This window comes from Sphaerisporangium sp. NPDC051011 (assembly GCF_040653595.1).
In the GTDB taxonomy this organism is placed as follows: Bacteria; Actinomycetota; Actinomycetes; order Streptosporangiales; family Streptosporangiaceae; genus Sphaerisporangium.
Genome location: NZ_JBFAGG010000007.1, coordinates 134,469 through 160,783 on the forward strand (window position 1 = coordinate 134,469; position 26,315 = coordinate 160,783).

Genomic DNA, 26,315 nt, shown 5'->3' on the forward strand with positions numbered 1-26,315 from the left:
GTCGGTGGCACCCCGTAGCTTGCCAGCGACGGAAAAAGACCTTCGACACACCCTCCAGGGGGCACTCCATGGCAGCCAACGACCGCGAGAAGGCCCTTGAGACTGCTCTCGCTCAAATCGAGCGGCAGTTCGGCAAGGGTTCTGTCATGCGCCTCGGCGATGACGCACGAGCCCCCATCGAGGTGATCCCCACGGGGGCCATCGCACTCGACGTCGCGCTCGGCATCGGCGGCTATCCCCGCGGCCGCATCGTCGAGATCTACGGCCCCGAGTCCAGCGGTAAGACCACCGTCTCGCTCCACGCCGTCGCCAACGCGCAGCGCGCGGGCGGCATCGCCGCCTTCATCGACGCCGAGCACGCCCTCGACCCCGAGTACGCGAGAAAGCTCGGCGTCGACACCGACGCGCTGCTGGTCTCCCAGCCGGACACCGGTGAGCAGGCGCTGGAGATCGCCGACATGCTGATCCGCTCCGGTGCCATCGACCTGTTGGTCATCGACTCGGTCGCGGCCCTCGTGCCCAAGGCCGAGATCGAGGGCGAGATGGGCGACAGCCACGTCGGCCTCCAGGCCCGCCTCATGTCCCAGGCCCTGCGCAAGGTGGCCGGCGCGCTCAACAACACCGGCACCACCGCCATCTTCATCAACCAGCTCCGCGAGAAGATCGGCGTGATGTTCGGCTCGCCCGAGACCACGACGGGTGGCAAGGCGCTCAAGTTCTACGCGTCCGTGCGTCTGGACGTCCGCCGCATCGAGACCTTGAAGGACGGCACCGAGCCGGTCGGCAACCGCACCCGGGTCAAGGTCGTGAAGAACAAGATGGCCCCGCCCTTCCGCCAGGCCGACTTCGACATCCTTTACGGCATCGGCATCTCCCGCGAGGGCGGCCTGATCGACATGGGCGTCGAGCAGGGCTTCGTCCGCAAGGCCGGCGCCTGGTACACCTACGAGGGCGACCAGCTCGGGCAGGGCAAGGAGAACGCCCGCAACTTCCTGAAGAACAACCCCGACATCGCCAACGAGATCGAGAAGAAGATCAAGGAAAAGCTCGGCGTCGGGCCCCGCCTCGACACTCCCGCCGAGGCTCCCGCGGCTCCGTCGGCGGCCGGGCCCGCTCCGGTGGCCGCCGGGCGCGGTGCGGCGGCGTCGGCTCCGGCGGCCGCAGGCCGTGGAGCCAAGGCTCCCAAGCCGGGTGACGTCTGATCGAGCTGATCTCCCATGCCTGCCAGCGATGAGTCCCCTGGCCGCGTGAGGCCGGGGGACTGGGGAGCCTGGATCGAAGAGGACTCCCCGGACCCGGCCTCACGCACCGGCTCCCGCCCACGCCGCGCCCAGAACCGAAACCGTCGCTCCCGCTCGTCCGAGGAAGACCCTCAGCTCCAAGATCCCCGAGACCGATCCCCGGGCGCCCAGGGGGCCGGATCCCAGGGAACCCAGGCCAGGCCGCAGGGAAATCAGGCCCGGTCCCGGGGAACCTGGGCCCGGCCGCAGGACGCCCAAGGCTCGCCGCACGGATCCCAAGGCAGGCCGCAGGGAACCCAAGGCAGGCCGAGTCCCGATTTTCTGACCCCGGCTCCCTGGGACGAGTCGAAGACTCACGAGTTCTTCCGCCGCAAGCCGGACGACCCTGGGCGAGAGCAGGCGAAGTTCCCCTGGGACCCAGGTGCGACACGCTGGCAACCAAGAAGCCTCCGCCAAACCCCGACAGAACCTCCCCACCAGCCCGAAGGACTCCAACCCAAAGATTCCCAACCTGACCAATCCCCACCCGAACCCCTGCAAGACCGGCACGCCGAGGTAGCGCAACAAGAGGGAGCGCAACCCGAGGACTGGCGGAACAACCATGCCGATTCCTCTTTTGGCCGGCAAGAGTCCGGTTCTGACTGGGGGGAATCTGGCGGCTCTCATCATGGGTCGGAGGGTTTGTACGACGAGGCGGGGGTGGCTTGGCCGCAGCCGGGGGAGTCCTCGCCCGAGTTCGGGGATTTTCGGCGTGAGAGCGGTGACCCCTCCGGCGAGCAAGTACGGCTTCGCCCGGAGGCGAAGGGCCGCTTCCAGGATCCGGCCGACTCTCGTGACGACTCGGCAGAACCCCGGACACAGCCCGACGAGCCTTGGACACAGCCCGCCGAGCCTTGGACACCGCCAGACGAGCCTTGGACACCGCCAGACGAGCCTTGGACACCGCCAGACGAGCCACCGGCGAAGTCGGAGGATTCTCGGACGGTGCCCGGGGTTGCTTCGGGCGGGGGCGATGAGTTCTGGGCGGTGCCTGGAGTTTCTCCGCTTGAGTCGGGTGAGCCTCGTATGGCGGCGGGGGAGTCTCGGGGGGAGGCCGCGGGGCCGGTTTTCGAAGGGGCGTCAGGGCACAAGGGCAGGGGGCAGCGGCGGGCCGGGCGTCGTGAGGCGCGGGGGCGGGGGTTCGATGGGCCTGTCGAGGGGTCTCTGGCGGCTCAGGGGCCTCCGGGTGATCCTGAGGCGGTGGCGCGGGCCGTCTGCCTGCGGTTGCTGACGTTGGCGCCGCGGACGCGGGCGCAACTCGCCGAAGCCCTGCGCCGGAGGGACATCCCGGACGAAGCAGCCGAGTCCGTGCTCTCCAGATTCTCGGACGTCGGTCTCATCGACGACGAGGCGTTCGCCGAGGCTTGGGTCACCTCGCGTCACGCCGGGCGTGGCCTCGCGGGACGTGCCCTGGCCGCCGAGCTGCGCAAACGCGGCGTCGAAGAGGACACCGTGCGGGAGGCGATCGACCGCCTCGGCCCCGACCAGGAGCTGGAGACCGCCCGCAGGCTGGTAGACCGCAAGCTCCCCGGCACGCGTGGCCTGGAACCCGCCGCCCGCATCCGCCGCCTGGCAGGCATGCTCGCCCGCAAGGGATACTCCGGCAGCGTGGCCTACCGAGTGGTCCGCGAGGCCCTCGAAGCCGAGGGCCGGCCCAGCGACGACTTCCCGGACACGTTCGAGGAGTGAGCCCCGCTGCCCTGCGGGCCGTGCCTCACCCCGAACCGGGCGAGCGGTCCCGCTCGCGGCCAGAGCAACGCCCGCGGCCACATAACGAGGTCAATAGCGGTGAGTGGATGAAGCACGTCCGCCCCTCGTGGCGATCACCGCGCTCGGTCAGCGGTCGGCCGGCGGCCGGGGACCGAGCGCGCAGGAAGATGTCGGCCCCGGCCCGCCGCGCGGTCAGCAGGTCGTAGCGGCGGCTCGCCAGGGCGGCTGGACGGAAATCAGGAACCGCACACACTTGCCGGAAGGTGGTGAGGCTGTGGCAATATCTGTAGTCAATGTCATAGACTACAAGTGTTACAGAGGAGGCCGCATGCGCGGCTACCAGATCGCGGCCATTCCCGGCGACGGCATCGGCCAGGAGACCCTCCCCGCGGCGAAACGCGTGCTCGACGTCCTCGGCGGGCTGCACGGCTTCGAGCTGTCCTGGACCGACTATCCCTGGGGTTGTGCGTACTACGCCGAGACCGGGGCGATGATGCCGGAGGACGGACTGGAGCGGCTCGCCGAGTCCGACGCCATCCTGCTGGGCGCGGTCGGCATGCCCGGTGTGCCCGACCACGTGTCGCTGTGGGGGCTGCTCGTCCCCATCCGGCGGCAATTCGACCAGTACGTGTCACTGCGGCCGGTGCGGCCTCTGGAGGGCACGCGTCGGCCGCTGCGCGACGACAGCCCGTTCGACCTCGTGGTGGTGCGCGAGAACACCGAGGGCGAGTACAGCCAGATCGGCGGCCGGATGTTCCACGGCACGCCGAACGAGATGGCCGTGCAGGAGGCCGTCTTCACCAGGCGCGGCGTGGAGCGCATCGCCAGGTACGCCTTCGAGCTCGCCACCGAGCGCTCAGGCAGGGTGGCCTCGGCCACGAAGTCGAACGGCATCTTCCACACCATGCCGTTCTGGGACGAGGTCGTGGAGCAGGTCGCCGCCGAGTACCCCGGCGTCGAGCTCACCCGCTACCACGCCGACGCGCTGGCGGCGCACCTCGTCCTCGACCCCGGCCGGTTCGACGTGATCGTCGCCTCCAACCTGTTCGGCGACGTCCTCAGCGATCTCACCGCCGCGCTCGCGGGCGGCATCGGTATCGCGCCGTGCGGCAACATCGACCCGACGCGGCGGCACCCGTCCATGTTCGAGCCGATCCACGGCTCGGCCCCGGACATCGCGGGCACCGGCGCGGCCAACCCGATCGGGCAGGTCTGGTCCGCCGCGATGATGCTCGACCACCTGGGCGAGGCCGAGGCCGGCGCCCACCTGGTCGCGGCGATCGAGCGGACCGTGCGCGACGGCCTGGTGACCGCCGACCTGGGCGGCCGCCTCTCCACCGCCGAGGCGTGCGACGCGCTCGTCGAGCGGTTGGAGTCCGGCGCATGACGCCGCTACTGCCCGGGTTCGATGAGGTGTCCAGCGTGCGCGAGGGCGTGCGCGTCCGGGCTCTGGTCGGCGGGGACGGCCCGCCTGTCCTGCTGCTGCACGGCTACCCGCAGACCCGGGCGATGTGGCACCGGGTGGCTCCCGAGCTCGCGCGCGAGCACACTCTGGTCCTGGCCGACCTGCGCGGCTACGGTGACAGCGACAGGCCCGCCGACACGCCGGCCCACGAGCCGTACAGCAAGCGGGCCATGGCCGCCGATCAGGTCGCCTTGATGGAATCGCTCGGTTTCGCGAGCTTCGCGGTCGCCGGGCACGACAGGGGCGGGCGCGTGGCACACCGGATGGCGCTCGATTTCCCCGAGCGGGTGCGTTCGCTCGCCGTGCTCGACATCGTGCCGACGCTGCACATGTTCGAGAACGTGGACCGGGCGATGGCGTCCAGCTACTTCCACTGGTTCTTCCTCTCCCTCGGCTCCGGCCTGCCGGAGGCCATGATCCAGGCCGACCCGGCGACGTGGCTGCGCAGCCGGTTCGAGGGGCGGCACGCGGGCCCGTGGCCGTTCGACGAGCGCGCCATGGCCGAGTACGAGCGCTGTTTCTCGGTCCACGCGACCTGCGCCGACTACCGGGCCGCCGCGGGCATCGACCTGGAGCACGACGCGGCGGACCGCGACCAGGGGCACCTGGTGCGTGCGCCGCTGCTCGCCCTCTGGGGCGAGCTGGGCTATGTCGGCAGGAACTTCGACGTGCCCGCTGTCTGGGGGCGCTACGCGGAACGGGTCACGGGCGTGCCTGTGCGATCCGACCACTATGTCTGCGAGGAGGCGCCGCGGGACGTGGCCCACGCGCTCTCCGTGTTCTGGGAAGGGGCGCTGTGACGGCCGCTCTGGCGCGACTGCGTGAACTGGTCGAGATCGAGTCTCCGTCGGGCGACACGGCCGGGCTGGACGGGTGTTATGAGCTGCTGGGCGACTGGTCACCGCTCGGGAGTCCGCTGCGCCTCGTCAGGGACGGCGTGCCGCACCTGTACTGGGAGGGAGGCGGCGGCGACGGGTCCGTGCTGCTCCTCGGCCATGCCGACACCGTGTGGCCACGCGGCACGCTTTCCGGCTGGCCGTGCCGGGTCGAGGACGGCCGGATGACCGGGCCCGGCGCGTTCGACATGAAGGCCGGGCTGGTCATGGCCATGGAGGCGCTGGAGCTGGCAGGGGACGTCGGCCACGTGCGGATGCTGGTGACCGGCGACGAGGAGGTCGGCTCCCTCACCTCACGGCCCCTGCTGGAGGAGGTCGCGCGGGACTGCGCGGCCGTGCTGGTCCTCGAACCGAGCGCGGACGGCGGCGCGGTCAAGACGGCCCGCAAGGGCTGCGCGATGTACCGCCTGACCGTCGCGGGACGGGCCGCACACGCCGGACTGGAGCCCGAGTCCGGCGTGAACGCGCTGGTCGAGCTGGCCCATGTGGTGCTGGCCGTCGCCGCGCTCGGCGACCAGGAGGCCGGGACGACGGTTACCCCGACGGTCGCCAGGGCCGGGACCACGACGAACAGCGTCCCCGATGTGGCGCACGTCGACGTGGACGTGCGAGCCTGGCGCCTCGAGGAGCTGCACCGTGTGGAGAGTGGGCTGTCGCGGATCCGCGCGAGCCTGCCCGGGGCCTCGGTGGAGCTGGCCGGCGGCGTCAACCGGGCGCCGCTGGAACGCGCCCGGTCCGCCGGCCTGCTGGAGACGGCCAGGGGCGTCGCGCGGGCGGCGGGCCTGCCCTTGCTCGGCGAGGCCGCCGTGGGCGGCGGCTCCGACGGGAACTTCACCGCCGCGCTGGGCGTCCCGACGCTGGACGGCCTCGGCCCGGCCGGAGGCGGCGCGCACGCCCGCCACGAGTGGGTGGACACGCGCGCCCTCGGCGAGCGGGCCGCACTCGTGGCGGGGCTGATCAGGGCTCTGGCTCCGCGGGGGTGACGCGTGTGCGGGACGCGCGCAGCTCGATGGCGTCGAGGTAGAGCTCGATCGCCAGGTCGAAGATGCGCGGGTCGCCGATGTGGGCGAGCTGGCCGGCCATGGACGAGATGTGCGGGTACTCCTCCTGGGAGAGCTGGCGGTACTCCACCTCCCAGGCCAGTTCGTCGCGCGTCCTGATCTCCGGGTCCAGCGCCAGCAGACTGGCCTCCATGCTCGACAGGCCGCGCACAATGTTGCCGAACACCCGCAGCTGGAGCGCCGCGTCCTCGGGTGAAAGCCCCGCGCGCAGCAGCGCGTCCAGGGCGAACTCCACGTTGGAGAACTCCATCGGCCTGCGGGTGGTGCGCGCGGCCATCTGGAAGGCGAACTGCGGGTAGCGCAGGTAGTGCTCGTGGATGTGGCGGGCGCTGGAGCGGAGATCGTCGCGCCAGGAGTCGCTCTTCTTCAGGGTGCCGCCGTAGGAGCGGGACCGCAGGCTGTCGATGAGCTCGAGGACGAGCTCGTCCTTGTCCCGGAAGTGCCGGTAGATCGAGGTCGGGTGGGCCTCCAGCTCCTTGCCGAGCGCCTGGAAGGTGAGGCTTTCCAGCCCTTCGCTGGTGGCGATCTTCTCGGCGGCCTCCAGGATGATCGCCCTGCTCAGACTGTCGCGCGCCCGGCGGCCGCGCCCTCGCGCGGCGGACTTGGCACTTCGATCCGAGCTGGTGCCCATCTGGTTCCTTCCTCGTGCCCTAGCAGTGCCTAATCGACCATGCCCAAACATTGGCCTCAGCACAAGTCATCGCCGTTGACTATGACTTTGCCTAGACGCCTTGCTATGCATGACCAGCGTACCTACGATGTGGGACACATTCCGCCGATTCGGCGGTTTGTCAAGGAAGGCGCGGCGTATGAACCACCATCACAGATACCCCCCGTCAGCGCTGGCCGGTCTGGCCGCCCTCACCCTCGTGTCGGCCGGTTGCTCGACCGCCGCCGACACCTCCCCCGCCCCGCAACCGTCCGCGTCCGCGGCCGTTCCCGTACGGACAGGCGGCGCCATCGTCATCGGCGCCGAGCAGGAACCGGACTGCGCCGACTGGATCGCGACCTGTGCAGGATCCATCTGGGGCACCTACATCATGCAGACCCCGACGATCCCCAAAGTGTTCGACGTGCGCCGCGAGGGCGACAACTGGGTTCCCGTCGCCTCCGAACTGATGGCCTCAGAGCCGGCGATCAAGGACCAGGACCGCCCCGAGATCACGTACAAGCTGCGCCCCGAGGCCGTCTGGTCCGACGGCGAGCCCATCACCTCCCACGACCTCAAGTACACCGCGTTGCAGGTGCGGGACGGCAAGGACATCTTCGATAAGACCGGCTACGACCGGATCGCCTCGGTGGAGACGCCCGACGACAAGACCGCGGTCGTCACCCTCAAGTCCCGCTACGGGGGCTGGCGCACCTTGTTCAGCTCCGGGTACGGCGTGCTGCCCTCGCATCTCCTGCAGGGTAAGGACCGGCAGGCCATCATGAAGGACGGCTACGACTTCAGCGGCGGCCCCTGGAAGATCAAGCAATGGATCAGGGGCACCTCCGTGACGCTGGTCCCCAACGACCGCTATTGGGGCGAGCGCCCCAAACTCGCCCAGGTCACCTTCCAGTTCACCCCTGACACTTCGGCCGCCTTCCAGGCGTTCAAGAGCGGCCAGCTCGACGCGATCTACCCGACGCCGCAGCTCGACGCGGTCGAGCAGATCAAGTCCGGGCTGCCGGGCGCCAACACGCAGGTGGACGCGCAGACGGGCAACCTGGAAGCGATCTGGATGAACAACGAAACGTTCCCGTTCGACTCCCAGCCGGTCCGCGAGGCCATCGCCTACTCCGTCGACCGCAAAGCGATCATCGAACGGCTGTACGGCTCGCTCGGGGTCAAGCAGCCGGCGCAGAGCTTCCTGTCACCGCTCCTCTCGAGGTACGCGGCCTCCGCCTTCTCCAAGTACACCCGCGACCTGGCCAAGGTCCAGCAGATCATGAGCGGCGCCGGTTGGGCGAAGGACACGGACGGAGTCTGGTCCAAGGACGGCCGCCCCGCCCGGTTCACGATCGTCTCGCTGGCGGGCAACAAGCGCCGCGAGCTGACCGAGCAGGTGCTCCAGGCGCAGCTCAAGGAGGCCGGCTTTCAGATGGACATAAGGAACACCACACCGGCCAACATCTTCGGGAAGCTGGCCCCGGCGGGCGACTTCCAGATGGGCCTGTGGACCCTCGTGGACACCTTCCCCGACCCCTCGCTCAGCAACTCCTTCAGCTCCACCTCGATCCCGACCGAGGCCAACGGCCGCTCCGGCATCAACTTCATGAGGGCCAAGGTGGACGGGCTGGACAAGCTGCTCGAACAGGTCGACACCCAGCTGGACGAGACCGCCCGCAAGGAGGCGTCCGCCAAGGCCGACGAGCTGATCGCCACCGCCGTGCCGTCCATCCCGCTCGGCGCCGTCCCCAACGTGCTGCTGTGGAACCAGCGGGTCGGCGGCCCGATCAGCATCAACCCGGTCGAGGGGCCTTGGTGGAACCTTGCGGAATGGGGCCTGACCCAGTGAGGTGGCATCTTTGCTGACCTTTGTCACGCGCAGGCTTCTCTACTCGGTCCCCGTGGTGGTCGTCGCGTCGTTCATCCTGTTCGTCGCGGTGCGCGCCACCTTCGACCCCCTTGCCAAGCTGCGACAGGGGCACGACCCGAGCGCTCTGCAGTACCAGATCACCCGGCTCGGGCTCGACCGCTCGGTGTTCGAGCAGTACGTGCGGTGGCTGAAGGAGTTCGCCGGGGGCGACTGGGGCGTCAGCACCAGGACCGGCGGCGCCGTCCTGCCGATGATCGGATCCGCGCTGGGCACCACGCTCCAGCTCATCCTGTGGGGCGTGCTGTTCGCCGCCCTGCTGGCTCTCGGCATCGGCGTCTACTCCGCCGCCCGGCAGTACTCGGTCGGAGACCACCTCTTCACCGGTCTGTCGTACCTCGGGATCGCTCTGCCGCCGTTCTGGTGCGGCCTGATCCTGATCCAGGCTCTCGCGGTCTGGCCCAAGCAGCAGTTCGGGCTGGCCGAGCCGCCCCTCTACTTCGTCGGGCTGCACTCTCCGGGGCTGAGCGGGATCAACGCCGACTACTTCCGCCACCTGGCACTGCCGGTCATCACGCTCACCGTGGGACTGGTGGCGAGCTGGTCGCGGTTCAGCCGGGCGTCGCTGCTCGAAACGCTCTCCAGCGACTACGTGCGCACCGCTCGCGCCAAGGGCGTGCCCGGCAGGCGGGTGCTCCTCCGGCACGCGCTGCGCAACTCGCTCGCGCCGTTCGTCACCGTCGTCGCGCTCGACTCGGCGGTCCTGTTCGGAGGGCTGGTCGTCACCGAGCAGATCTACGCGATCCCCGGCATGGGGCGGCTGTTCCTCGACTCGATGCTGGCGGGCGACGTGTTCGTCCTACTGCCGTGGATGCTGATCGTCGCGCTGGCAACGATCCTGCTCAACCTGCTGTCCGACGCCGGCTACGCCGCGCTCGACCCGAGGGTGGCCCTGCGATGAAGGACGTGAGCCAGGGCCGGATCGCCGTCAGGAGGTTCGTCCGGCACCGGATGGCCATGGCGGGGCTGCTCACGCTGGTCGCCCTCTTGGTCTGCTGCTTCGGCGCGAACTGGATCGCCGCCTACCCGCGCAACGCCCAGGACCTGCTGCTCGGCCCCACCTCGCCGTCCGCGACGCACTGGCTCGGCACCGACGACCTCGGCCGGGACTACCTGAGCGAGATCCTCTACGCGGGGCGCCTGTCACTGGCGATCGGGCTGTGCGTTGCCGTGCTGTCCACGGCGATCGGCACGCTGCTCGGCGCGGTCGCCGGCTTCGCCCGCGGCTGGACCGACGAGGTGATCATGCGGCTGACCGACCTGCTCCTGATCGTGCCGGGCATCGCCGTGCTGGCGCTGGCGCTCCAGGGGCTCGGGTCCTCTCCGTTCACGATCATTCTGGTTCTGACCGGGCTGGGCTGGACGATGGTCGCCCGCGTGGTCCGCTCGCAGGTGCTCAGCCTGCGCGAGAAGGAGTTCGTGGACGCGGCACGCGTGCTGGGCGCGTCCAACCCGCGGATCATCGTCCGGCACCTGCTGCCCAACCTGGTCGGCGTGGTCGTCGTCAACATGTCGCTGACGGTCGCGGCGGCCGTCATCCTCGAATCGACGCTCAGCTTCCTCGGGTTCGGGATCCAGCCCCCGCAGTCGAGCTGGGGGAACATGCTCAGCCAGGCCGCCGGCCTCATCGGCACCTCGAAGGCGTACCTGCTGTACGCGCCGGGGGTGGCGATCCTGCTCACCGTGCTCGCGGTGAACTTCGTGGGCGACGGGCTGCGCGACGCCTTCGACGTTCAAAGGAGGCCGTGATGACCGATCTGCTCGCCGTCCGTGACCTGACCGTCCGCTACCGGACGGACTCCGGCTCTGTCACGGCCGTGGAGGGCCTGACCTTCGCGCTCGGTGAGGGGCAGACCCTCGGCATCGTCGGCGAGTCGGGCTCGGGCAAGAGCGCCGCCTCGCTGGCGGTCATGGGACTGCTGCCGAGGTCCGCCGAAGTGACCGGCTCGATCCGGTTCAAGGGCAGGGAACTGCTCGGCCTCCATGAACGCGAGCTGCTGGCCGTGCGCGGCCGGCACATCTCGATCATCTTCCAGGACGCCCTCGCCGCGCTCAACCCGATGATGACGGTCGGCGCCCAGCTCGTGGAGGGCATGCGGGTCCACGACGGGTCCACGACGGGCAAGGCCCTGCACGAGCGCGCCGTCGAACTGCTCGACCTGGTCGGCATCCCGTCCGCCGCCGAGCGGATGGGCCAGTACCCGCACGAGTTCTCCGGTGGGATGCGCCAGCGGGTGATGATCGCGATGGGCATCGCCAACGAGCCGGACGTGCTGATCGCCGACGAGCCCACCACCGCCCTGGACGTGACCGTGCAGGCCCAGGTCCTCGACACGATCGAACGGGTGCAGGCCCGCACGCGCACGTCGGTGCTGCTGATCACGCACGACCTCGGCGTGGTGGCAGGGCTGGCCGACCGCGTCATGGTCATGTACAGCGGGCGCAAGGTGGAGGAGGGACCGGTCGAGTCGATCTTCTACCGGCCCTCGCACCCCTACACCGGCGGCCTGCTCGCCTCGCTGCCACGGGTGGACCAACGGGTGCGCCGCCTGGCCCAGATTCCCGGCCAGCCGCCGCCACCGGACGGCCGCATGGCCGGGTGCGCCTTCCAGCCCCGCTGCCGGTACGCCGAACCGGCCGCCTGCGGCGCGGGGGGCCTTCCCATGCTGGAGGTCGGCGAGGAGCACACGACGGCCTGCGTGCGAGTACACGAGATCGAGAGCATGCGCGCATGAGCACCACAGCACTGGAAGTGACCGGCCTGGTGGCCGAGTACCGGCTGAAGTCGGGGCGTGGAGGGGCCACGGTCCAGGCCGTGTCCGGGGTCGGCTTCACCGTGCCGCGCGGCAGCACGCTCGGCCTGGTCGGGGAGACCGGCTGCGGCAAGAGCACGCTGGCGCGCTGCCTGGTCAAGCTTGTGACGCCCGCCAAGGGCCGGGTGCTGGTCGGCGGCACGGACATCGCCACGGCGCGCGGCCGGGCCCTGGCCGAGATGCGGCGCCGCATCCAGCTCGTCTTCCAGGACCCGTACGCGTCGCTGAACCCGCGCCTCAGCGTGCGCGCCGCGCTGTCCGAGCCGCTGCGCATCCACGGGCTGCACGCCGGACGCCGGGAGGAGCGGGTGCGCGAGCTGCTCGACCTGGTCGGCCTGGACCCCGCGCACGCGGGACGCTTCCCCGGCCAGTTCTCGGGCGGGCAGCGGCAGCGGATCGGCATCGCCCGCGCCCTCGCCGTCGAACCGGAGATCCTGGTCCTGGACGAGCCGGTCAGCGCCCTCGATGTCAGCGTGCAGGCCGGCGTGCTCAACCTGCTGCAGGACCTGCAGGAGGAGTTCGGCCTGACGTACGTGTTCATCGCCCACGACCTGTCGGTGGTGCGCCACATCAGCGACGAGGTCGCCGTCATGTACCTGGGCCGGATCGTCGAGCAGGCGCCGGTGGACCAGCTGTACGACTCGCCCGCCCACCCCTACACGCACGCCCTGCTGTCGGCCATCCCGCTCCCCGACCCGAGGGCCGAGCGGGCGCGCACCCGGATCGTGCTGAACGGCGACGCGCCGAGCCCTATGTCACCGCCGTCGGGCTGCCGCTTCCGCACCCGCTGCTGGAAGGCGAAGGACGTGTGCGCCACCGACCCACCCGTCCTGGCCGAGATCGGCGCGGGCCACCGGGTGGCCTGCCACTTCCCAACGGACATCTGAGAGGAACGATCGATCATGTCGTGGCAACGCTTCTTCGAAGCCCGCCAGTGCCTGACCCTTCGCCGGGGCCGGGGGCCGGGAGACCTCGTCCTGCTGGCGGACGACACAGGGGACGGCCCCCGAGCGTCGGTGTGGGACGTACGGGCGAACGTGACCCGGCCCGTGACCGGGAAGGTCGGCGACGCGGAGAACGCCGTGCTGACCGCCGCGGGCGACGCCGTGCTGAGCCACCACTCCGACGACGACGGCTCCGAGATGGGCCACCTCATGGCGACCTGCCTGGCGACGGGCGCGGTGCGCGACCTGACCCCCGACCTGCCGCCGTACACGCTGCGCGGCATCGACGTGGCCCGGGAGGGCGACCAGGTGGTGCTCACCGCCGTCGCGGAGGACGGGTTCAGCCTGTGGCTGGTCGCGGGCGGGCCGCCCAGGCGGCTGTTCACCTCGCGGAACGAGACGTGGAACAGCCTGATCTCCGCCGACGGGACGCTGGCGAGCGTCGACACCACCGACCACAACCCGAGCGTGCGGCGCTTCGGGGTGACCGTACTCGACACCGCCTCCGGGAACGTCCTGGCGTTCCTGTCCGACGGCGTGGACGGCCCCGTGCGCGCGGTGCGCTTCTCCCCCGTGCCCGGCGACCCGCGTGTGCTCGTCTCGACGGAGCGGACCGGGTTCGCCCGGCCCTGCGTCTGGAACCCCCTCGACGGGAGCCGCCTGGACCTCGACGCCGCGCACCTGACCGGCGACGTCGTGCCTCTGGACTGGTCCGACGACGCGGCGCGCGTGCTGCTCGCGCACGTGGACGGCGGCGTCCACCGCATGCTCGAACTCGATGTCCGCACCGGGGAGGTGACACCCGTCGACCACCCCTCGGGCGCCTACTTCGAACCTGACGTCGCCGCGACGCACCTGAACATCTGGGCCTCCCACTACGGCGCGGACGGCATCCGGCTGCTGCGCCAGCGCTTCGACGTCCCCCTGACCGTCCTGGACGTCGATCGGGCCGGTGCCACCACCACGGTGCTGCGATCCGACACCGCCCCCGCCGGTGTCCGCGCCGTCTCGCGCACCATCCGTTCCGCCGACGGCACGCCGCTACAGCTGTGGACCTGCGCGCCGCCCGGCGCCACCGCCCCCGGGCCGGTCGTCCTCTACCTGCACGGCGGCCCCAACATGGTGACGGTCGACCGGTACAACCCGCAGGCGCAGGCCTGGCTCGACGAGGGCATCGGCTACGCGGCGCTGAACTACCGCGGCTCGGTCACCTTCGGCCGCGACTTCCGCGAGGGGTTCCGCCCGTCGCTCGGCGACCGGGAACTGGAGGACGTGGATGCCGCCGTCGAGTGCCTGGTGGCCGAGGGGATCGCCGTCAGGGACCAGATCTTTGTCACAGGCGTCTCCTACGGCGGCTACCTGTCGCTGCTGGCGATGGGCCGCCGGCCCCACCTGTTCGCGGGCGCGCTGGCCTTCGTGCCGATGGCCGACTGGCTCGCCGCCTACGACGACATGAACCCCGCGCAGCGGCGGGCGTGCCGGTACTTCATCGGCGGCTCCCCAGACGAAATGCCCGACGCGTACCGGAGGGCCTCCCCCATCACCTACGTCGGCGACGTCCGCGCGCCCGTCTGGATCAGCCACGCCACCCACGACACCCGCTGCCCGGCGCGTCAGATCCACGACTACGCCCTGGCTGTCGAGCGCGCCGGTGGCGACGTCGTCCTCGACTGGTTCATCGGCGGCCACGAGACCGGCAGCACGGACCATGCCATCGCCGACCAGCGGCGCATGCTGGGACTGGTGCGGTCGGCGCTGCGGGGCGAACGCTGGTCCACCGGCCCCGTGACACCCCCTCCGGGCGGGTGACACCCCACCTGGCCGGGTGACCACGGCAGACCTCAAGGTGGGATGGCGGCGGAGGGGTCAGCGGGCGAATTCGGTGGCGCGGGATTCTCTTACCACGGTGATGCGGATTTGGCCGGGGTAGGTCAGTTCCTCTTCTACCTGCTTGGCGACGTCGCGGGCGATGACCTGGGCCTGGATGTCGTCGATCGCCTCGGGGCGGACCATGACCCTGATCTCGCGGCCGGCCTGCATGGCGAAGACCTTCTCGACGCCGTCGTAGGACTGGGCGATCTCCTCCAGCCGCTCCAGCCGCTTGACGTACGCCTCCAGGGACTCGCGGCGGGCTCCCGGGCGGCTGCCGCTGATGGCGTCGGCGGCCTGGGTGAGCACCGCCTCGACCGTGCGGACCTCCACCTCGTTGTGGTGCGCCTCGATGGCGTGGACGACGTCCTCGTGCTCGCCGTACCGGCGGGCGATCTCGGCGCCGATCAGGGCGTGGCTGCCCTCGACCTCGTGGGTGAGCGCCTTGCCGATGTCGTGCAGGACCGTGCAGCGCTTGAGCATCATCGGGTCTAGGCGCAGCTCGGAGGCCATGATGCCGGCGATGTGCGCCGACTCGACGAGGTGCTTGAGGACGTTCTGCCCGTAGGAGGTGCGGTAGCGGAGCTGGCCGAGCAGCATGATCAGCTCGGGGTGCATGTCGGTGATGGCGAGCTCGACCAGCGCGTCCTCGCCGGCACGCACGCAGAGGTCCTTGACCTCCTCCTTGCTGCGCTCGTACGCCTCCTCGATGCGCTGGGGGTGGATGCGGCCGTCGAGGACGAGCTTTTCGAGGGTCAGCCGGGCGGTCTCCCGCCGGACCGGGTCGAAGCAGGACAGGAGCACCGCTTCGGGCGTGTCGTCGATGATCAGGTTGACGCCGGTGGTCGACTCGAAGGCGCGGATGTTGCGGCCCTCGCGGCCGATGATGCGGCCTTTCATCTCGTCGCCGGGCAGGTGGAGCACGCTCACCACGGACTCGGCGGTCTGCTCGGTGGCGACGCGCTGCACGGCCAAGGTGACGATCTTGGTGGCGCGCTTCTCGCCTTCCTTGCGGGCCTCGCTCTCGATCTCCCTGACGATCAGCGCGGCCTCGCGCTTGGCCTGGTTCTCGATGGTCATGACCAGCTCGGCCTTGGCCTGGTCGGCGGTCAGGCCGGCGACGCGCTCCAGGATCTCGCGGCGCTGGTCCTCGACGTGGTCGAGCTCGGCGCGCCGCCCGGTGAGCTCGGTCTCGGCCTCGGTGAGCTTTCTGGCGGTCTCGGCCTGCCTGCGGGTCTCCTCGTCGAGCCGCTCCTCGCGCTCGGCGAGGCGGTGCTCCCGGCGCTCCAGGTCGGACCTGAGCTCCTTGAGCTCGGTCTTGAGGACGCGGGACTCGTCCTCGACCTCCTTGCGCATGCGCAGGGCGTTCTCGGCGGACGCCTCGGCCTTGCGGACCATCTCACCGGCGTCGGTCTCGGCCTTGACGCGGATCTCCAGCCCTTCGCGCCGCGCCTGTTCAAGCTCGGCGTGGACGTCCGCGAGCTGCTCGGCGGTCGGGCCGCGCCTGCCGGTGCGGTCGCCGCCGGTGCGGCGTATCAGCACGACCAGGGCGACGATCGCGATGAGCGCCAGCAGGACAACGGCTACCGCCAGCATGATCACGATCGTCGAATCCATGCGCGCCAACCCTCCTCGCGTCGCGAGCTTGAGCACGCGAGGGCCACACACGCGGCACGGACTCGCCCGAGCGGGCGATTCTTGTCAGACAAATATGTCCAACGCCCGGACACGGAAGGCATCCGGCCGCTGGGTGTGATCGGTCTAAATCGTCCGTCGAACACCGTTATGGCAATCCGCACTGCGCGGAGTAGCTCCTCACTGTGGTCGAGATTAAGCGTCAGAGAGGTAACGAGCAAGCAAAGTCCGCCCGTCAAGCCAGTTTTGTACCCTAGGCCCGGCTGGACGCGGTCCGCCGCCACCGGCATCGCGCCCGATGAATCCCACTATGTCGCACAGAGGGCGAAAAGTCTGCTTAACGCCACTCGGGCGGTGCTTCGCCCCAGCCTCTCGGTACACGCCCGGTTCGGATATTTTTCGCCAGGCACGGCACGTTCGCCGGGCGCGAGGGTATGGGGGCGCCATGGCAGAGATCGGTTACACGCTCATGTGCGAGCAGACTCCCACCCGGCGGCTGGTCGATGACGCCGTCAGCGCCGAGCGCGCGGGGTTCGACTACGAGGCCATGTCCGACCACTACTTCCCGTGGCTCGAGGAGATGGGCCACTCGTCCTACGCCTGGTCGGTGCTGGGCGCGGTAGCCCACGCCACCGAGCGCATCCCGCTGATGACCTACGTCACCTGCCCGATCATGCGTTACCACCCGGCCGTGGTGGCCCAGAAGGCCGCCACGATGGGCGCGCTGTCGGACGGACGTTTCACGCTGGGACTCGGCGCGGGTGAGAACCTGAACGAGCACGTCGTCGGCCGGGGCTGGCCCCCGGTGAACATCCGCCACGAGATGTTCGGCGAGGCCGTCGAGATCATCCAGGCGTTGTTCTCCGGGGACTACATCAGCTACCGGGGCGACCACTACACCGTCGACTCGGCCAAGCTGTACGACCTCCCGGACGAGCCGGTGCCGGTCGGCATCGCGGCCTCCGGGCCGCAGTCGGCCGACCTCGCCGCGGAGTACGGCGACGCGCTGATCGCGGTCCATCCCGACGCCCACCTGGTCGACCGCTTCCACGCCACCGGCGGCGAGGGCAAGCCCGTCTACGGCCAGGTCGCGGTCTCCTACGACACCGACATCGAGGCGGCCAAGGAGCGGGCCCACCGGCTGTGGAGGTGGTTCGCCGCGGACTGGAAGGTGCTCTCCGAGTTGCCGGCTCCGGTGAACTTCGCGTCGTACGCGAAGTTCGTCCGCCCGGACGACGTCGCGTCCCAGGTGCCCTGCGGCGATGACCCGGACAAGGTGGTGGAGGCCGTGAAGAAGTTCATCGACGCGGGCTTCACGCACGTCGCGCTGGTGCAGATCGGCGCCGAGCACCAGCAGGAGTTCCTCACCTGGGCGGAGAAGGAACTCCTCCCGGCGCTCCGTGATCTGTGACGGCCCAGGACCCGCGACGGGTTACCGGAAGATCTGCTGGTAGAACGCCAGCTCGGCGGCGAGGGCGGCGCTCCTGGTCTCGGCGCGGCCGAAACCGTGCCCCTCGCCCTCGAAGGACAGGTAGGTGCACGGGACGCCGCGCTCGTTGAGCACCGCCACGAACTCCTCGGCCTGCGCCGGCGGCACCACGAGGTCGTCCTGGCCCTGCATCAGCAGCATCGGGCAGTCGATCTGGCCCGCCCGGGACAACGGCTCCCGCGTGGCGTACAGCGCGGCGTTCTCCGGGCCGACCAGCCATTCGACGTACCGGGACTCGAAGTCGTGCGTCGTGGCGGCCAGCGGCGCGAGAGCGCTGACGCCCGCGATCGAGACGCCGCCGCAGAACAGCCCGGTGGCGCAGCAGGCCGCCATGGCCGTCCAGCCGCCGGCGCCCGCGCCGCGGATCGCGATGCGCTCGGGGTCGGCCAGCCCGGCGGAGAGCAGCCACTCGGCGGCGGCGATCACGTCCTCGACGTCGACGGCGCCCCAGCGCCCCTTCAGCCGGTCGCGGTAGGCGCGCCCGTAGCCGGTGGACCCGCCGTAGTTCACGTCGATCACGCCGATGCCGCGGCTGGTGAGGAACGCCTTGTGCGGGTCGAGGGCGGTCACGCCGTGCGCGGCCGGGCCGCCGTGCGCGAACACGACGTACGGCGGCGCGACCTCGCCGAGGGCCACCGCGGGGTTGGCGGGGGAGTAGACGTAGGCGTGCACGCGGCGCCCGAACCGGCTGTGGATCTCGACGGGCCGGGGCACCGGCAGGTAGGCCGCGTCTGGCGGCTCGCCGATGTCGCTGCGCAGGCTCTCGGCGGTGTTCTCGCCGGTGTTCTCGGAGGTGCCGGTGCCGACGTCGACCCGCACCACCGACCGGGACACCGTCGCGGAGTAGGCGATGCCGCACACCGTGGAGCCGTCGGCACCGAGGGACGGCTCCCAGCCGTCGTAGGGCTGCGGCGGGTGCGTCATCTCGCCCGTGCGGGGGTCGAGGACGCCGAGCCGCAGGTCGCCGCGCCCGTGCACGACCGCGAGCCGCCCGTCGGCGAGGACGGCGTACGGCGCGGCGCCGAGCTGCTGGGGCGCCCAGGCGAACTCCTCCTCGGCGGGGAACAGCGCGCGCGAGGACGAGCCGTCCAGGCCGGCCTCCTCCAGGTTCCACCACCCGGAGCGGTCGGTCAGCAGGTAGAGGTGGCCGGGCCCGTTCCACCGGGGCGCCAGCACCGACTCGGCGGGGCCGCCCATGACGCGCCACGACTCGCCGTCGGCGAGCCTGGTGACGCGCAGCTCGGTGCCGATCCAAGGCATGCGCGGGTGGTCCCAGCAGATGTACGCGAGGTGCTCGCCGTCCGGAGAGGGCGTGGGGGAGGCGTAGAAGTCGCTGCCCGTGACCCGCTGCCAGGGCTCGCCACCGCCGGGCAGCGGGATCGACACGATCGACCGGGCCACCTTGCCGTCGCCGCCGTGCCGTTCCTGGACGCACCACACCTCGCCCGCGTGGACGGTCAGGTCGGCGTAGCGCAGCCCGCGCGCGACGTCGGGCTCGGGGGTGATCGGGCGGGGCGCCCCGCCGCCGGCGGGCAGCAGGTACAGCCGCTGGTCGGCGTGCTCGGCGAACACGACGTCGCCCTCGGGCGTCACGGCGTACGAGCGGCCTCCGTACTCGTGGACGCGGGTGCGCGCGTCCCAGGGCGCGGGCAGCAGCTCTCGGCACGTGCCGCTCGCGTCGCGGTGGACGATCGTGCGCCTGCCGCCTTCGGTGGGCCGTTCCTCCTCCCACCACATCTCGTCGCCGATGACCGTCGGGTTACCGGGCCGCACGCCGGACCGGACGACCTCGGCGGTGGAGATGGGCGAGGGCCAGGCACCGAACGGAGGAACGCGGCGCCCGGACATGCGCTCGGGGGGCATAGCCGAATCCTGCCGGAAAACGAGACGCGGTGTGGTCGCTACGGAGCCGCTCGTGTTCCCGGGTGGGTGCGCAAAGCGGGCGGGGAGGGATATTTCCCGGCGAGCGCGCCGAGATGGCGGATCACCGCGCGCCGCCAGGCGCCGTCGTCGAACATCGCGCGCAGGGCGTCGTCCACGCCCGCGCGAAGGTCGTCCCGAGCGACCGCGATGCCGTACGCCTGCCGCGCGAAGGTGTGCCCGACCAGCCGGACGGCCTCCGGCGAGCGGGCGGCGAACCCGGCGAGGACCGCCGCCTCGCCGGTGACCGCGTGCACCCGCCCGGAGGCGAGCCGCCGGGCGCACTCCTCCAGCGTCGAGACGGTCAGGAAGGCGCGCTGCCAGGCAGCGCCGAACCGGGCCACCAGGGGGCCGGGAGAGGCCGTGCAGACCCGCTTCTGGGTGAGGTCGCGCAGGCGGCGGACGGACATGTCGCCCGCGCCCGCGAGGATGTCCTCGCCGGAGACCAGATAGGGCCCCGCGACGGACGCCGGGCCGGGGCCGTCCGCGGGCAGGGGTTCTCCCATGGTGAGGTCGGCGGGCGGGGAGGCCGGGACGGCCACGTAGCGCACCTGGTCGTCCCGGTAGCCGAGCCGCCGCGCGACGTAGCCCGCGACCTCGATCTCGAAGCCCGCGTAGCCGCCGGAGGCCGACAGATCGGAAAGCCCGGGACGCCCGGGGTGCACGCCGATCACGAGCGTGCCGTGGCCGCCTCCGCAGCCCGCGAGGAGGGCCGGCGCCGCGATGAGCGCCGCCACGAGCCCCGCCGGCAGCGCTCCTGACGGCCCGGCGCCGGGCCGGCGGCCTGTGGCCGGTGGCGGGAGGGGCCGCGTCCTGCTCATTCGCAGTATTAGAGCCGCCCGGCCGCGCGCCCGCCCGCGATAAGGCGGAAGCTTTACGCGGCGCCGTTCCCGAGGCCCACGAGCGCCGTTTCCGAGGGTCGCACGGGCGCAGTTCCCGAGGTGCATGCGGCGGAGTTGCCGAGGGCCGCGCGGCGCCGCCGTCCAAGGGGTACGCGGCGCCGCGCGAAGGCACGTGAACGGGCTACACGGTGCCGCCGCCCATGCCCACGGCGATCGGCGCGCCGACCACGGTCGCGGTCGTCTTCGAGTTGCGCCGGCTCCGCCGTTCGAGCCGGTTGGCGACGTAGCTCAGGGCGAGGTTGATCGCGATGTAGACCAGCGATATGACGATCGCGCTCGGGATGAGGTTGCCGAAGTTGGACGGGATCTGCTTGAGCCCGTAGTTCAGCAGTTCCTCGTAGGCGATGACCCACCCGAGCGCGGTGTCCTTGAGCAGGACGACCATCTGGCTCACGATCGCGGGCATCATCGCCGTCGTGGCCTGCGGCAGCAGGATGAGCCGCATGACGCCGCTCTTGCGCAGGCCCAGGGAGTACCCGGCCTCCGACTGCCCGCGCGGCACCGACAGGACGCCCGCGCGGAACACCTCGGCCAGCACCGACCCGTTGTACAGCGTCAGGCCGATCACCACAGCGGCGAAGGCCGGGACGCTGACGGTGTAGCCGCTGATCGTCGCGGGGCCCGCCTGGGCGAAGAAGATCAGCAGCAGCAGGGGGATCGCGCGGAAGAACTCGACGACCGCGGCCGCGGGCACGCGGATCCAGGCGTGGTCGGAGAGCCTGCCCAGCCCGAAGAGGACGCCGAAGACCAGCGCGAGCACGGCCGACAGGAGCGCGGCCTCCAGCGTGGCGACGATGCCGGGGATGATCTGGCCCGTCCAGACCTGGGCCTGCAGGAACGGCTCCCACAGCCTGCCCTCGAACTGCCCCTTGTCGGCCAGCCCCTTGATCACCACGTACGCGATCGCGAGCAGGACGACGGCCGACATCAGGGTCAGGATGTTGTTGCGCAGCCGTGCCCGGGGACCCGGCGCGTCGAACAGGACGCTCGTGGTGCTCACGCGCCCCCCTTCCGTGTTGCCTGAAATGCCCCAAATGCCCGTAGTGCCCGTGCCGTCTGTGGCGCGCGCTCGCCGCGCGGGGCGGTCATCGGCTCACCGCCATGCGCTTGGCCAGCCAGCCGAAGAAGAAGCCGGTGGGCAGCGTCAGGACCATGTACCCGGCCGCGAATCCGAGGAAGATCGGCAGCGTGCCGCCGTAGTCGTCGATCATCTGCTTCATGACCGAGGACGCCTCGATGTAGCCGGCGACGATCACGATCGTCGTGTTCTTGATGAGCGCGATCAGGATGCTGCCCAGCGGGGCGATGACCGAGCGGAACGCCTGCGGGAGCACAACCAGCCGCAGCGACTGCGTGAACGTGAGCCCGATGGCGCGCGCGGCCTCGGCCTGCCCGGTCGGCACGGTGTTGATGCCGGACCGCAGCGCCTCGCACACGAACGATGCGGTGTACGCCGACAGGCCGAGGACGGCCCACCAGTAGTAGTTCGTCGACGAGTCGCCGGACAGGGTGTACTGCAGGGTGTCGCTCAGCCCGAGCGCGCACAGCAGCAGCACGAGCGTGAGCGGGGTGTTGCGCAGGATGTTGACGTAGACCGTCCCCGCGGCCCGCAGGACGGGCGTGGGGGATACCCGCATCGCGACCAGGACCGTCCCGAGGATCAGCGCCAGCAGGGCGCTCATCACGGTCAGGCGGATCGTCGCCCAGAAGCCGGTGAGGATCGTGCCGAACTCTTGCGCGAGCGGACTGAAGTCGAGAAGTGATTCCATCGTGCTCCACCGGAGACGGGGAGCGCCGGTGAGGAAGCCTCACCGGCGCCGGGAACGGGGGTCAGCTGCAACCCTCGGCGGGTGGCGCGCCGGTGGCCGTGAACTGCAGACCGGTTCCGCCGAAGTGCTTGTCGAACAGGCTCTTGATGGTCCCGTCCTGGTACATCTTCACGATGGCCTTGTTGACCGCCTCGCAGGTCTCCTTGTCCCCCTTCTTGAGGCCGACGCCGTACTTCTCGTCGGTGAACGGGGCGCCGGTGACCTTCAGCGAGGAGCCCTCGCGCTTGGCGAACCCGGCGAGGATCATGTCGTCGGTGGTCACGGCGTCGATGGCGTTGCCCTTGAGCTTGGTGACGCACTCCTCGTAGGCGCCGGCCGGGACGAGCTGGACCTCGACCTTCTTGTTCTCCTTGTTGGTGCCCTCGGCGATGTTCTTCCAGGAGTTGGAGCCGGTGACCTGGCAGATGCGCTTGCCCTTGAGGGAGTCCAGCGAGGTGATCGAGGTGTCGTCCGAGCGCACCAGCGTGTCCTGGTGGGCGATGTAGAACGGGCCGCCGAAGGTGACCTTCGGCTTGCGGGCCTCGGTGATGGAGTACGTGGCGACGATCATGTCGACCTGGCCCTGCTGGAGGAACGTCTCGCGGTTGGCCGAGCGCGCCTCCTTCCAGGTGATGCCGGACTCCGGAACGCCCAGCTCGTTCGCGAGGTACTTCGCCACGTCGACATCGAAGCCCTCCACCGTGCCGTCGGGCTTCTTCAGGCCGAGACCGGGCTGGTCGTACTTGACACCGATGGTCAGCTTCTTGTCGTTCTTGGCCTTCTCGAGCGCCGACGTGGGTCCGCTGTCGCCGCAGGCGGCGAGGCTGCCGGCCAGTGCCGCGGCAGACAGGAGGATGGCCCCGATCTGTCGTGAACGCATGCGTGTACCTCAGCTTTCTTGGTGGTCCTGCCTGACGTGCGGTCGGTGCTCGCCACGATGCGGCGGAGGCGCCGGGATCGCGGCGATGGTATGGATGCCGGCGCGGCGTCGCGAGGGCGACGTGCCGGGCGGCCTGCGAAGCCTGGGGAACCTGGGAACGCTGGGAGCTCGGTATGCGGGAAGCATCAGTGGGTGAGGATCTTGGACAGGAAGTCCTTGGCCCTGTCCGTGCGGGGGTCGGTGAAGAACTCGTCGGGGGTGTTCTCTTCGACGATCTGGCCCTCGGCCATGAACACCACGCGGTTGGCGGCCCTGCGGGCGAAGCCCATCTCGTGGGTCACGACGACCATCGTCATGCCGTCCCGGGCCAGGCCGATCATGACGTCGAGCACCTCCTGCACCATCTCCGGGTCCAGCGCCGAGGTCGGCTCGTCGAAGAGGATCATCTTCGGGTCCATGGCGAGGGCGCGCGCGATGGCCGTGCGCTGCTGCTGGCCTCCGGAGAGCTGAGCCGGGTACTTCTGCGCCTGCGCGGCGATGCCGACGCGTTCGAGCAGTTCCATGCCGCGCTTCTCGGCCTGCTCGCGGCCGACGCCCCTGACCTTGATCGGCCCCAGCGTGACGTTCTCCAGGATCGTCTTGTGGGCGAACAGGTTGAAACTCTGGAACACCATGCCGACGTCGGACCGCAGGCGGGCCAGCGCCTTGCCCTCCGCGGGCAGCGGCCTGCCGTCGAAGGTGATCACGCCGGAGTCGATGGTCTCGAGCCGGTTCATGGCGCGGCAGAGCGTCGACTTGCCTCCTCCCGACGGGCCGATCACCACGACGACCTCACCCCGGTCGACCGTCAGGTTGATGTCCCTGAGCACGTGCAGGGAACCGAAGTTCTTGTTGACGTTCTCGACTCTGACGAGAGGAGTCGCGTCCCCGTTCTCCGTCATGCTGGACAACGTAAGTGGTCAAGGCCGCCAGTCACTAACCGAGCGGTACCGATCGCATCACGGCCTGGTCACGGCGGGAAGAAATTCAGCGCTGTCCAGCCGGGAACCTCGGGTGTTCACACCCGAGAGGAATGGCTTCCCTGCTTGTGGTTTCGGTGTTACTCTCGGTGATGCAGTGACGGGATTGAACGCACCCGGTTCGCTGGGGAACGGCTCTCCGATCCGTTATCGGCACTGCGACACGCGGCATGGCTTGCCATGCCGGGCAGTGAGTCACGCTGCCGTACGCGGCCCGGACCGTCGACGCCATCGACGGCGAGGAGCTGCAGGCTCGGTCGTTCACGACCGAGAAGCTGACGACAGGCCGGTGAGAGTGCGGCGGACCTCCCGATGCGCCTACCCTTGTCTGTTGAGATGAGTGTCACCGAGGAGCGCGCCCGCACCTACGAGGTCCGCACGTACGGGTGCCAGATGAACGTCCACGACTCCGAGCGCCTGTCCGGGCTGCTGGAGGACGCGGGTTACGTCCGGGCGGACGACGGCGAGACGGCCGACGTGGTCGTCTTCAACACCTGCGCGGTGCGCGAGAACGCCGACAACAGGTTGTACGGCAACCTGGGGCACCTGCGCCCGGCCAAGGTACGCAATCCCGGCATGCAGATCGCCGTGGGTGGCTGCCTGGCGCAGAAGGACCAGGGCGAGATCGTCCGCAGGGCCCCATGGGTCGACGTGGTCTTCGGCACGCACAACATCGGCTCGCTGCCGATGCTGCTGGAGCGCGCGCGCGTCGCCGACGAGGCGCAGGTCGAGATCAAGGAGTCGCTGGAGGTCTTCCCCAGCACGCTGCCGACCAAGCGCGAGTCGCCGTACGCCGCGTGGGTGTCGATCTCGGTCGGGTGCAACAACACCTGCACGTTCTGCATCGTCCCGGCCCTGCGCGGCAAAGAGAAGGACCGCCGCCCCGGCGACATCCTCGGCGAGGTCCGCTCGCTGGTCGACCTCGGCGTCCTGGAGGTCACGCTCCTCGGGCAGAACGTCAATACCTACGGCGTGGAGTTCGGCGACCGCCTGGCGTTCGGCAAGCTCCTGCGCGCCTGCGGCGACATCGAGGGCCTGGAGCGCGTGCGGTTCACCTCGCCGCACCCGGCGGCCTTCACCGACGACGTCATCGCCGCCATGGCCGAGACGCCGAACGTCATGCACCAGCTCCACATGCCGCTCCAGTCGGGCTCCGACCGCGTGCTGAAGGCCATGCGCCGCTCCTACCGCGCCGAGCGCTACCTCGGCATCATCGAGCGGGTGCGCGCCGCCATGCCCGACGCCGCCATCTCCACCGACATCATCGTCGGCTTCCCCGGCGAGACCGAGGAGGACTTCCAGGGCACGCTGGAGGTCGTCCGCCGCTCCCGCTTCGCCAACGCGTTCACCTTCCAGTACTCGATCCGTCCCGGCACGCCCGCGGCCACGATGGACGGCCAGGTGCCCAAGGAGGTCGTCCAGGAGCGCTACGAGCGGCTCGTGGCCCTTCAGGAGGACATCTCCTGGTCGGAGAACAAGGCGCAGGTCGGCCGCACGCTGGAGGTCCTGGTGGCCGAGGGTGAGGGACGCAAGGACGACGCCACCCGGCGTATGTCCGGACGTGCCCCAGACAACCGCCTGGTCCACTTCGTCCCCGCCGAGGGCGCCGTGCCCCGGCCGGGGGACATGGTGACCGTCCAGGTGACCTACGCCGCGCCGCACCACCTCGTGGCCGACGGTCCCGCCCTGGCGCTGCGCCGCACCCGCGCGGGCGACGCGTGGGAGGCGCGCGAGAGCGCCGCCTGCGGCACAGGGGGCGGCTCCTCCGGCAAGCCGGGCGCGGTGTCGCTGGGCATGCCCGCGCTGCGCCGCTCCTGAAGCTGGACGCGGGCCTGGCGTCTGAAGCCTGGACGCGGGCCTGGCGTCGCCGCCGAGGCCCGTGCGGCGGCCTGTCGTCGCTTTCGTGCGACGGACCGGTTCGGGTCCGGTCCGGGGAGCGGGTGGTGAAGCCGGTCCGGGTGCCGGCTTCGGGTCCGCTTGTGCCTATTGCCGCGCGACGGTGCCTATTGCCGCGCCTCCGGCACGGCGGTTCGGGGCGCTCCTTT

Annotated in this window: 21 protein-coding genes; 13 read left to right on the plus strand and 8 right to left on the minus strand. The window is 70.6% G+C overall.

What is annotated here, in order from left to right:
• The first annotated feature begins 68 nt into the window (after positions 1 to 68).
• The 5 genes from recA to AB0H21_RS18010 all read left to right on the plus strand — a co-directional run bounded on the left by recA (position 69) and on the right by AB0H21_RS18010 (position 6,334).
• Positions 69 to 1,202 (plus strand): recombinase RecA, encoded by a 1,134-nt coding sequence (gene recA / locus AB0H21_RS17990; protein WP_358517507.1) that lies wholly within the window; start codon positions 69 to 71, stop codon positions 1,200 to 1,202.
• Between the two features lie 1,104 nt (positions 1,203 to 2,306).
• The gene (gene recX, locus AB0H21_RS17995; RefSeq protein WP_358517509.1) at positions 2,307 to 2,969 is read left to right on the plus strand and encodes a recombination regulator RecX; all 663 of its coding nucleotides are present in this window, start codon (positions 2,307 to 2,309) and stop codon (positions 2,967 to 2,969) included.
• 349 nt (positions 2,970 to 3,318) lie between these two features.
• Entirely contained in the window at positions 3,319 to 4,377 is a 1,059-nt protein-coding gene (locus tag AB0H21_RS18000; RefSeq protein WP_358517511.1) for a tartrate dehydrogenase, read from the plus strand.
• Complete coding sequence (locus AB0H21_RS18005) at positions 4,374 to 5,255, plus strand: alpha/beta hydrolase (RefSeq protein ID WP_358517513.1); 882 nt, start codon at positions 4,374 to 4,376, stop codon at positions 5,253 to 5,255. Before AB0H21_RS18000 ends, AB0H21_RS18005 begins: the two co-directional genes overlap by 4 nt.
• Positions 5,252 to 6,334: a M20 family metallopeptidase gene (locus AB0H21_RS18010; protein ID WP_358517515.1), complete on the plus strand. Its 1,083-nt coding sequence runs from the start codon at positions 5,252 to 5,254 to the stop codon at positions 6,332 to 6,334. The genes AB0H21_RS18005 and AB0H21_RS18010 overlap by 4 nt, the downstream gene beginning before the upstream one ends.
• On the opposite strand, the gene AB0H21_RS18015 is transcribed toward AB0H21_RS18010, so the two are convergent.
• On the minus strand, positions 6,309 to 7,043 hold the full coding sequence (locus tag AB0H21_RS18015) for a TetR/AcrR family transcriptional regulator (RefSeq protein ID WP_358517517.1): 735 nt from the start codon (positions 7,041 to 7,043) through the stop codon (positions 6,309 to 6,311). The two genes, AB0H21_RS18010 and AB0H21_RS18015, sit on opposite strands and share 26 nt — an antisense overlap.
• Positions 7,044 to 7,221: 178 nt before the next feature.
• Here AB0H21_RS18015 and AB0H21_RS18020 point away from each other — a divergent pair, with 178 nt between their 5' ends.
• Genes AB0H21_RS18020 through AB0H21_RS18045 form a run of 6 tightly spaced genes read left to right on the plus strand, consistent with a single transcriptional unit; the run spans position 7,222 to position 14,557 of the window.
• The gene (locus tag AB0H21_RS18020; protein WP_358517519.1) at positions 7,222 to 8,913 is read left to right on the plus strand and encodes a peptide ABC transporter substrate-binding protein; all 1,692 of its coding nucleotides are present in this window, start codon (positions 7,222 to 7,224) and stop codon (positions 8,911 to 8,913) included.
• 10 nt (positions 8,914 to 8,923) lie between these two features.
• Positions 8,924 to 9,892, plus strand: coding sequence for an ABC transporter permease (locus AB0H21_RS18025; RefSeq protein ID WP_358517521.1), 969 nt, complete (start codon positions 8,924 to 8,926; stop codon positions 9,890 to 9,892).
• Positions 9,889 to 10,740 (plus strand): ABC transporter permease, encoded by an 852-nt coding sequence (locus tag AB0H21_RS18030; protein WP_358517523.1) that lies wholly within the window; start codon positions 9,889 to 9,891, stop codon positions 10,738 to 10,740. The genes AB0H21_RS18025 and AB0H21_RS18030 overlap by 4 nt, the downstream gene beginning before the upstream one ends.
• Positions 10,740 to 11,726, plus strand: coding sequence for an ABC transporter ATP-binding protein (locus AB0H21_RS18035; RefSeq protein WP_358517525.1), 987 nt, complete (start codon positions 10,740 to 10,742; stop codon positions 11,724 to 11,726). Before AB0H21_RS18030 ends, AB0H21_RS18035 begins: the two co-directional genes overlap by 1 nt.
• The gene (locus AB0H21_RS18040; RefSeq protein ID WP_358517527.1) at positions 11,723 to 12,691 is read left to right on the plus strand and encodes an oligopeptide/dipeptide ABC transporter ATP-binding protein; all 969 of its coding nucleotides are present in this window, start codon (positions 11,723 to 11,725) and stop codon (positions 12,689 to 12,691) included. Before AB0H21_RS18035 ends, AB0H21_RS18040 begins: the two co-directional genes overlap by 4 nt.
• Positions 12,692 to 12,706: 15 nt before the next feature.
• A complete protein-coding gene (locus AB0H21_RS18045) occupies positions 12,707 to 14,557 on the plus strand; it encodes a prolyl oligopeptidase family serine peptidase (RefSeq protein ID WP_358517529.1) in 1,851 nt (616 codons plus the stop codon).
• Positions 14,558 to 14,614: 57 nt separating this feature from the next.
• Here AB0H21_RS18045 and rny read toward each other — a convergent pair whose 3' ends face one another.
• Positions 14,615 to 16,234 (minus strand): ribonuclease Y, encoded by a 1,620-nt coding sequence (gene rny / locus AB0H21_RS18050; protein WP_358517531.1) that lies wholly within the window; start codon positions 16,232 to 16,234, stop codon positions 14,615 to 14,617.
• 463 nt (positions 16,235 to 16,697) lie between these two features.
• Between rny and AB0H21_RS18055 the strand changes: the two genes are divergently transcribed.
• Positions 16,698 to 17,663, plus strand: coding sequence for a TIGR03557 family F420-dependent LLM class oxidoreductase (locus AB0H21_RS18055; RefSeq protein WP_358517533.1), 966 nt, complete (start codon positions 16,698 to 16,700; stop codon positions 17,661 to 17,663).
• 21 nt (positions 17,664 to 17,684) lie between these two features.
• Here the strand turns inward: AB0H21_RS18055 and AB0H21_RS18060 are convergent, their stop codons facing one another.
• The 6 genes from AB0H21_RS18060 to AB0H21_RS18085 all read right to left on the minus strand — a co-directional run bounded on the left by AB0H21_RS18060 (position 17,685) and on the right by AB0H21_RS18085 (position 24,192).
• Complete coding sequence (locus AB0H21_RS18060; RefSeq protein ID WP_358517535.1) at positions 17,685 to 19,604, minus strand: prolyl oligopeptidase family serine peptidase; 1,920 nt, start codon at positions 19,602 to 19,604, stop codon at positions 17,685 to 17,687.
• Between the two features lie 38 nt (positions 19,605 to 19,642).
• Positions 19,643 to 20,482, minus strand: coding sequence for a transporter substrate-binding domain-containing protein (locus tag AB0H21_RS18065; RefSeq protein ID WP_358517537.1), 840 nt, complete (start codon positions 20,480 to 20,482; stop codon positions 19,643 to 19,645).
• Between the two features lie 202 nt (positions 20,483 to 20,684).
• Positions 20,685 to 21,563, minus strand: coding sequence for an amino acid ABC transporter permease (locus AB0H21_RS18070; protein WP_358517538.1), 879 nt, complete (start codon positions 21,561 to 21,563; stop codon positions 20,685 to 20,687).
• A gap of 85 nt (positions 21,564 to 21,648) precedes the next feature.
• Positions 21,649 to 22,332 (minus strand): amino acid ABC transporter permease, encoded by a 684-nt coding sequence (locus AB0H21_RS18075; protein ID WP_358517540.1) that lies wholly within the window; start codon positions 22,330 to 22,332, stop codon positions 21,649 to 21,651.
• Between the two features lie 61 nt (positions 22,333 to 22,393).
• Entirely contained in the window at positions 22,394 to 23,251 is an 858-nt protein-coding gene (locus tag AB0H21_RS18080; protein WP_358517541.1) for a glutamate ABC transporter substrate-binding protein, read from the minus strand.
• Positions 23,252 to 23,436: 185 nt separating this feature from the next.
• Positions 23,437 to 24,192 (minus strand): amino acid ABC transporter ATP-binding protein, encoded by a 756-nt coding sequence (locus tag AB0H21_RS18085; RefSeq protein ID WP_358517543.1) that lies wholly within the window; start codon positions 24,190 to 24,192, stop codon positions 23,437 to 23,439.
• A gap of 414 nt (positions 24,193 to 24,606) precedes the next feature.
• Between AB0H21_RS18085 and miaB the strand changes: the two genes are divergently transcribed.
• Positions 24,607 to 26,088, plus strand: a complete 1,482-nt coding sequence (gene miaB, locus AB0H21_RS18090) for a tRNA (N6-isopentenyl adenosine(37)-C2)-methylthiotransferase MiaB (RefSeq protein WP_358517544.1) — start codon at positions 24,607 to 24,609, stop codon at positions 26,086 to 26,088.
• Positions 26,089 to 26,315: the final 227 nt, after the last annotated feature.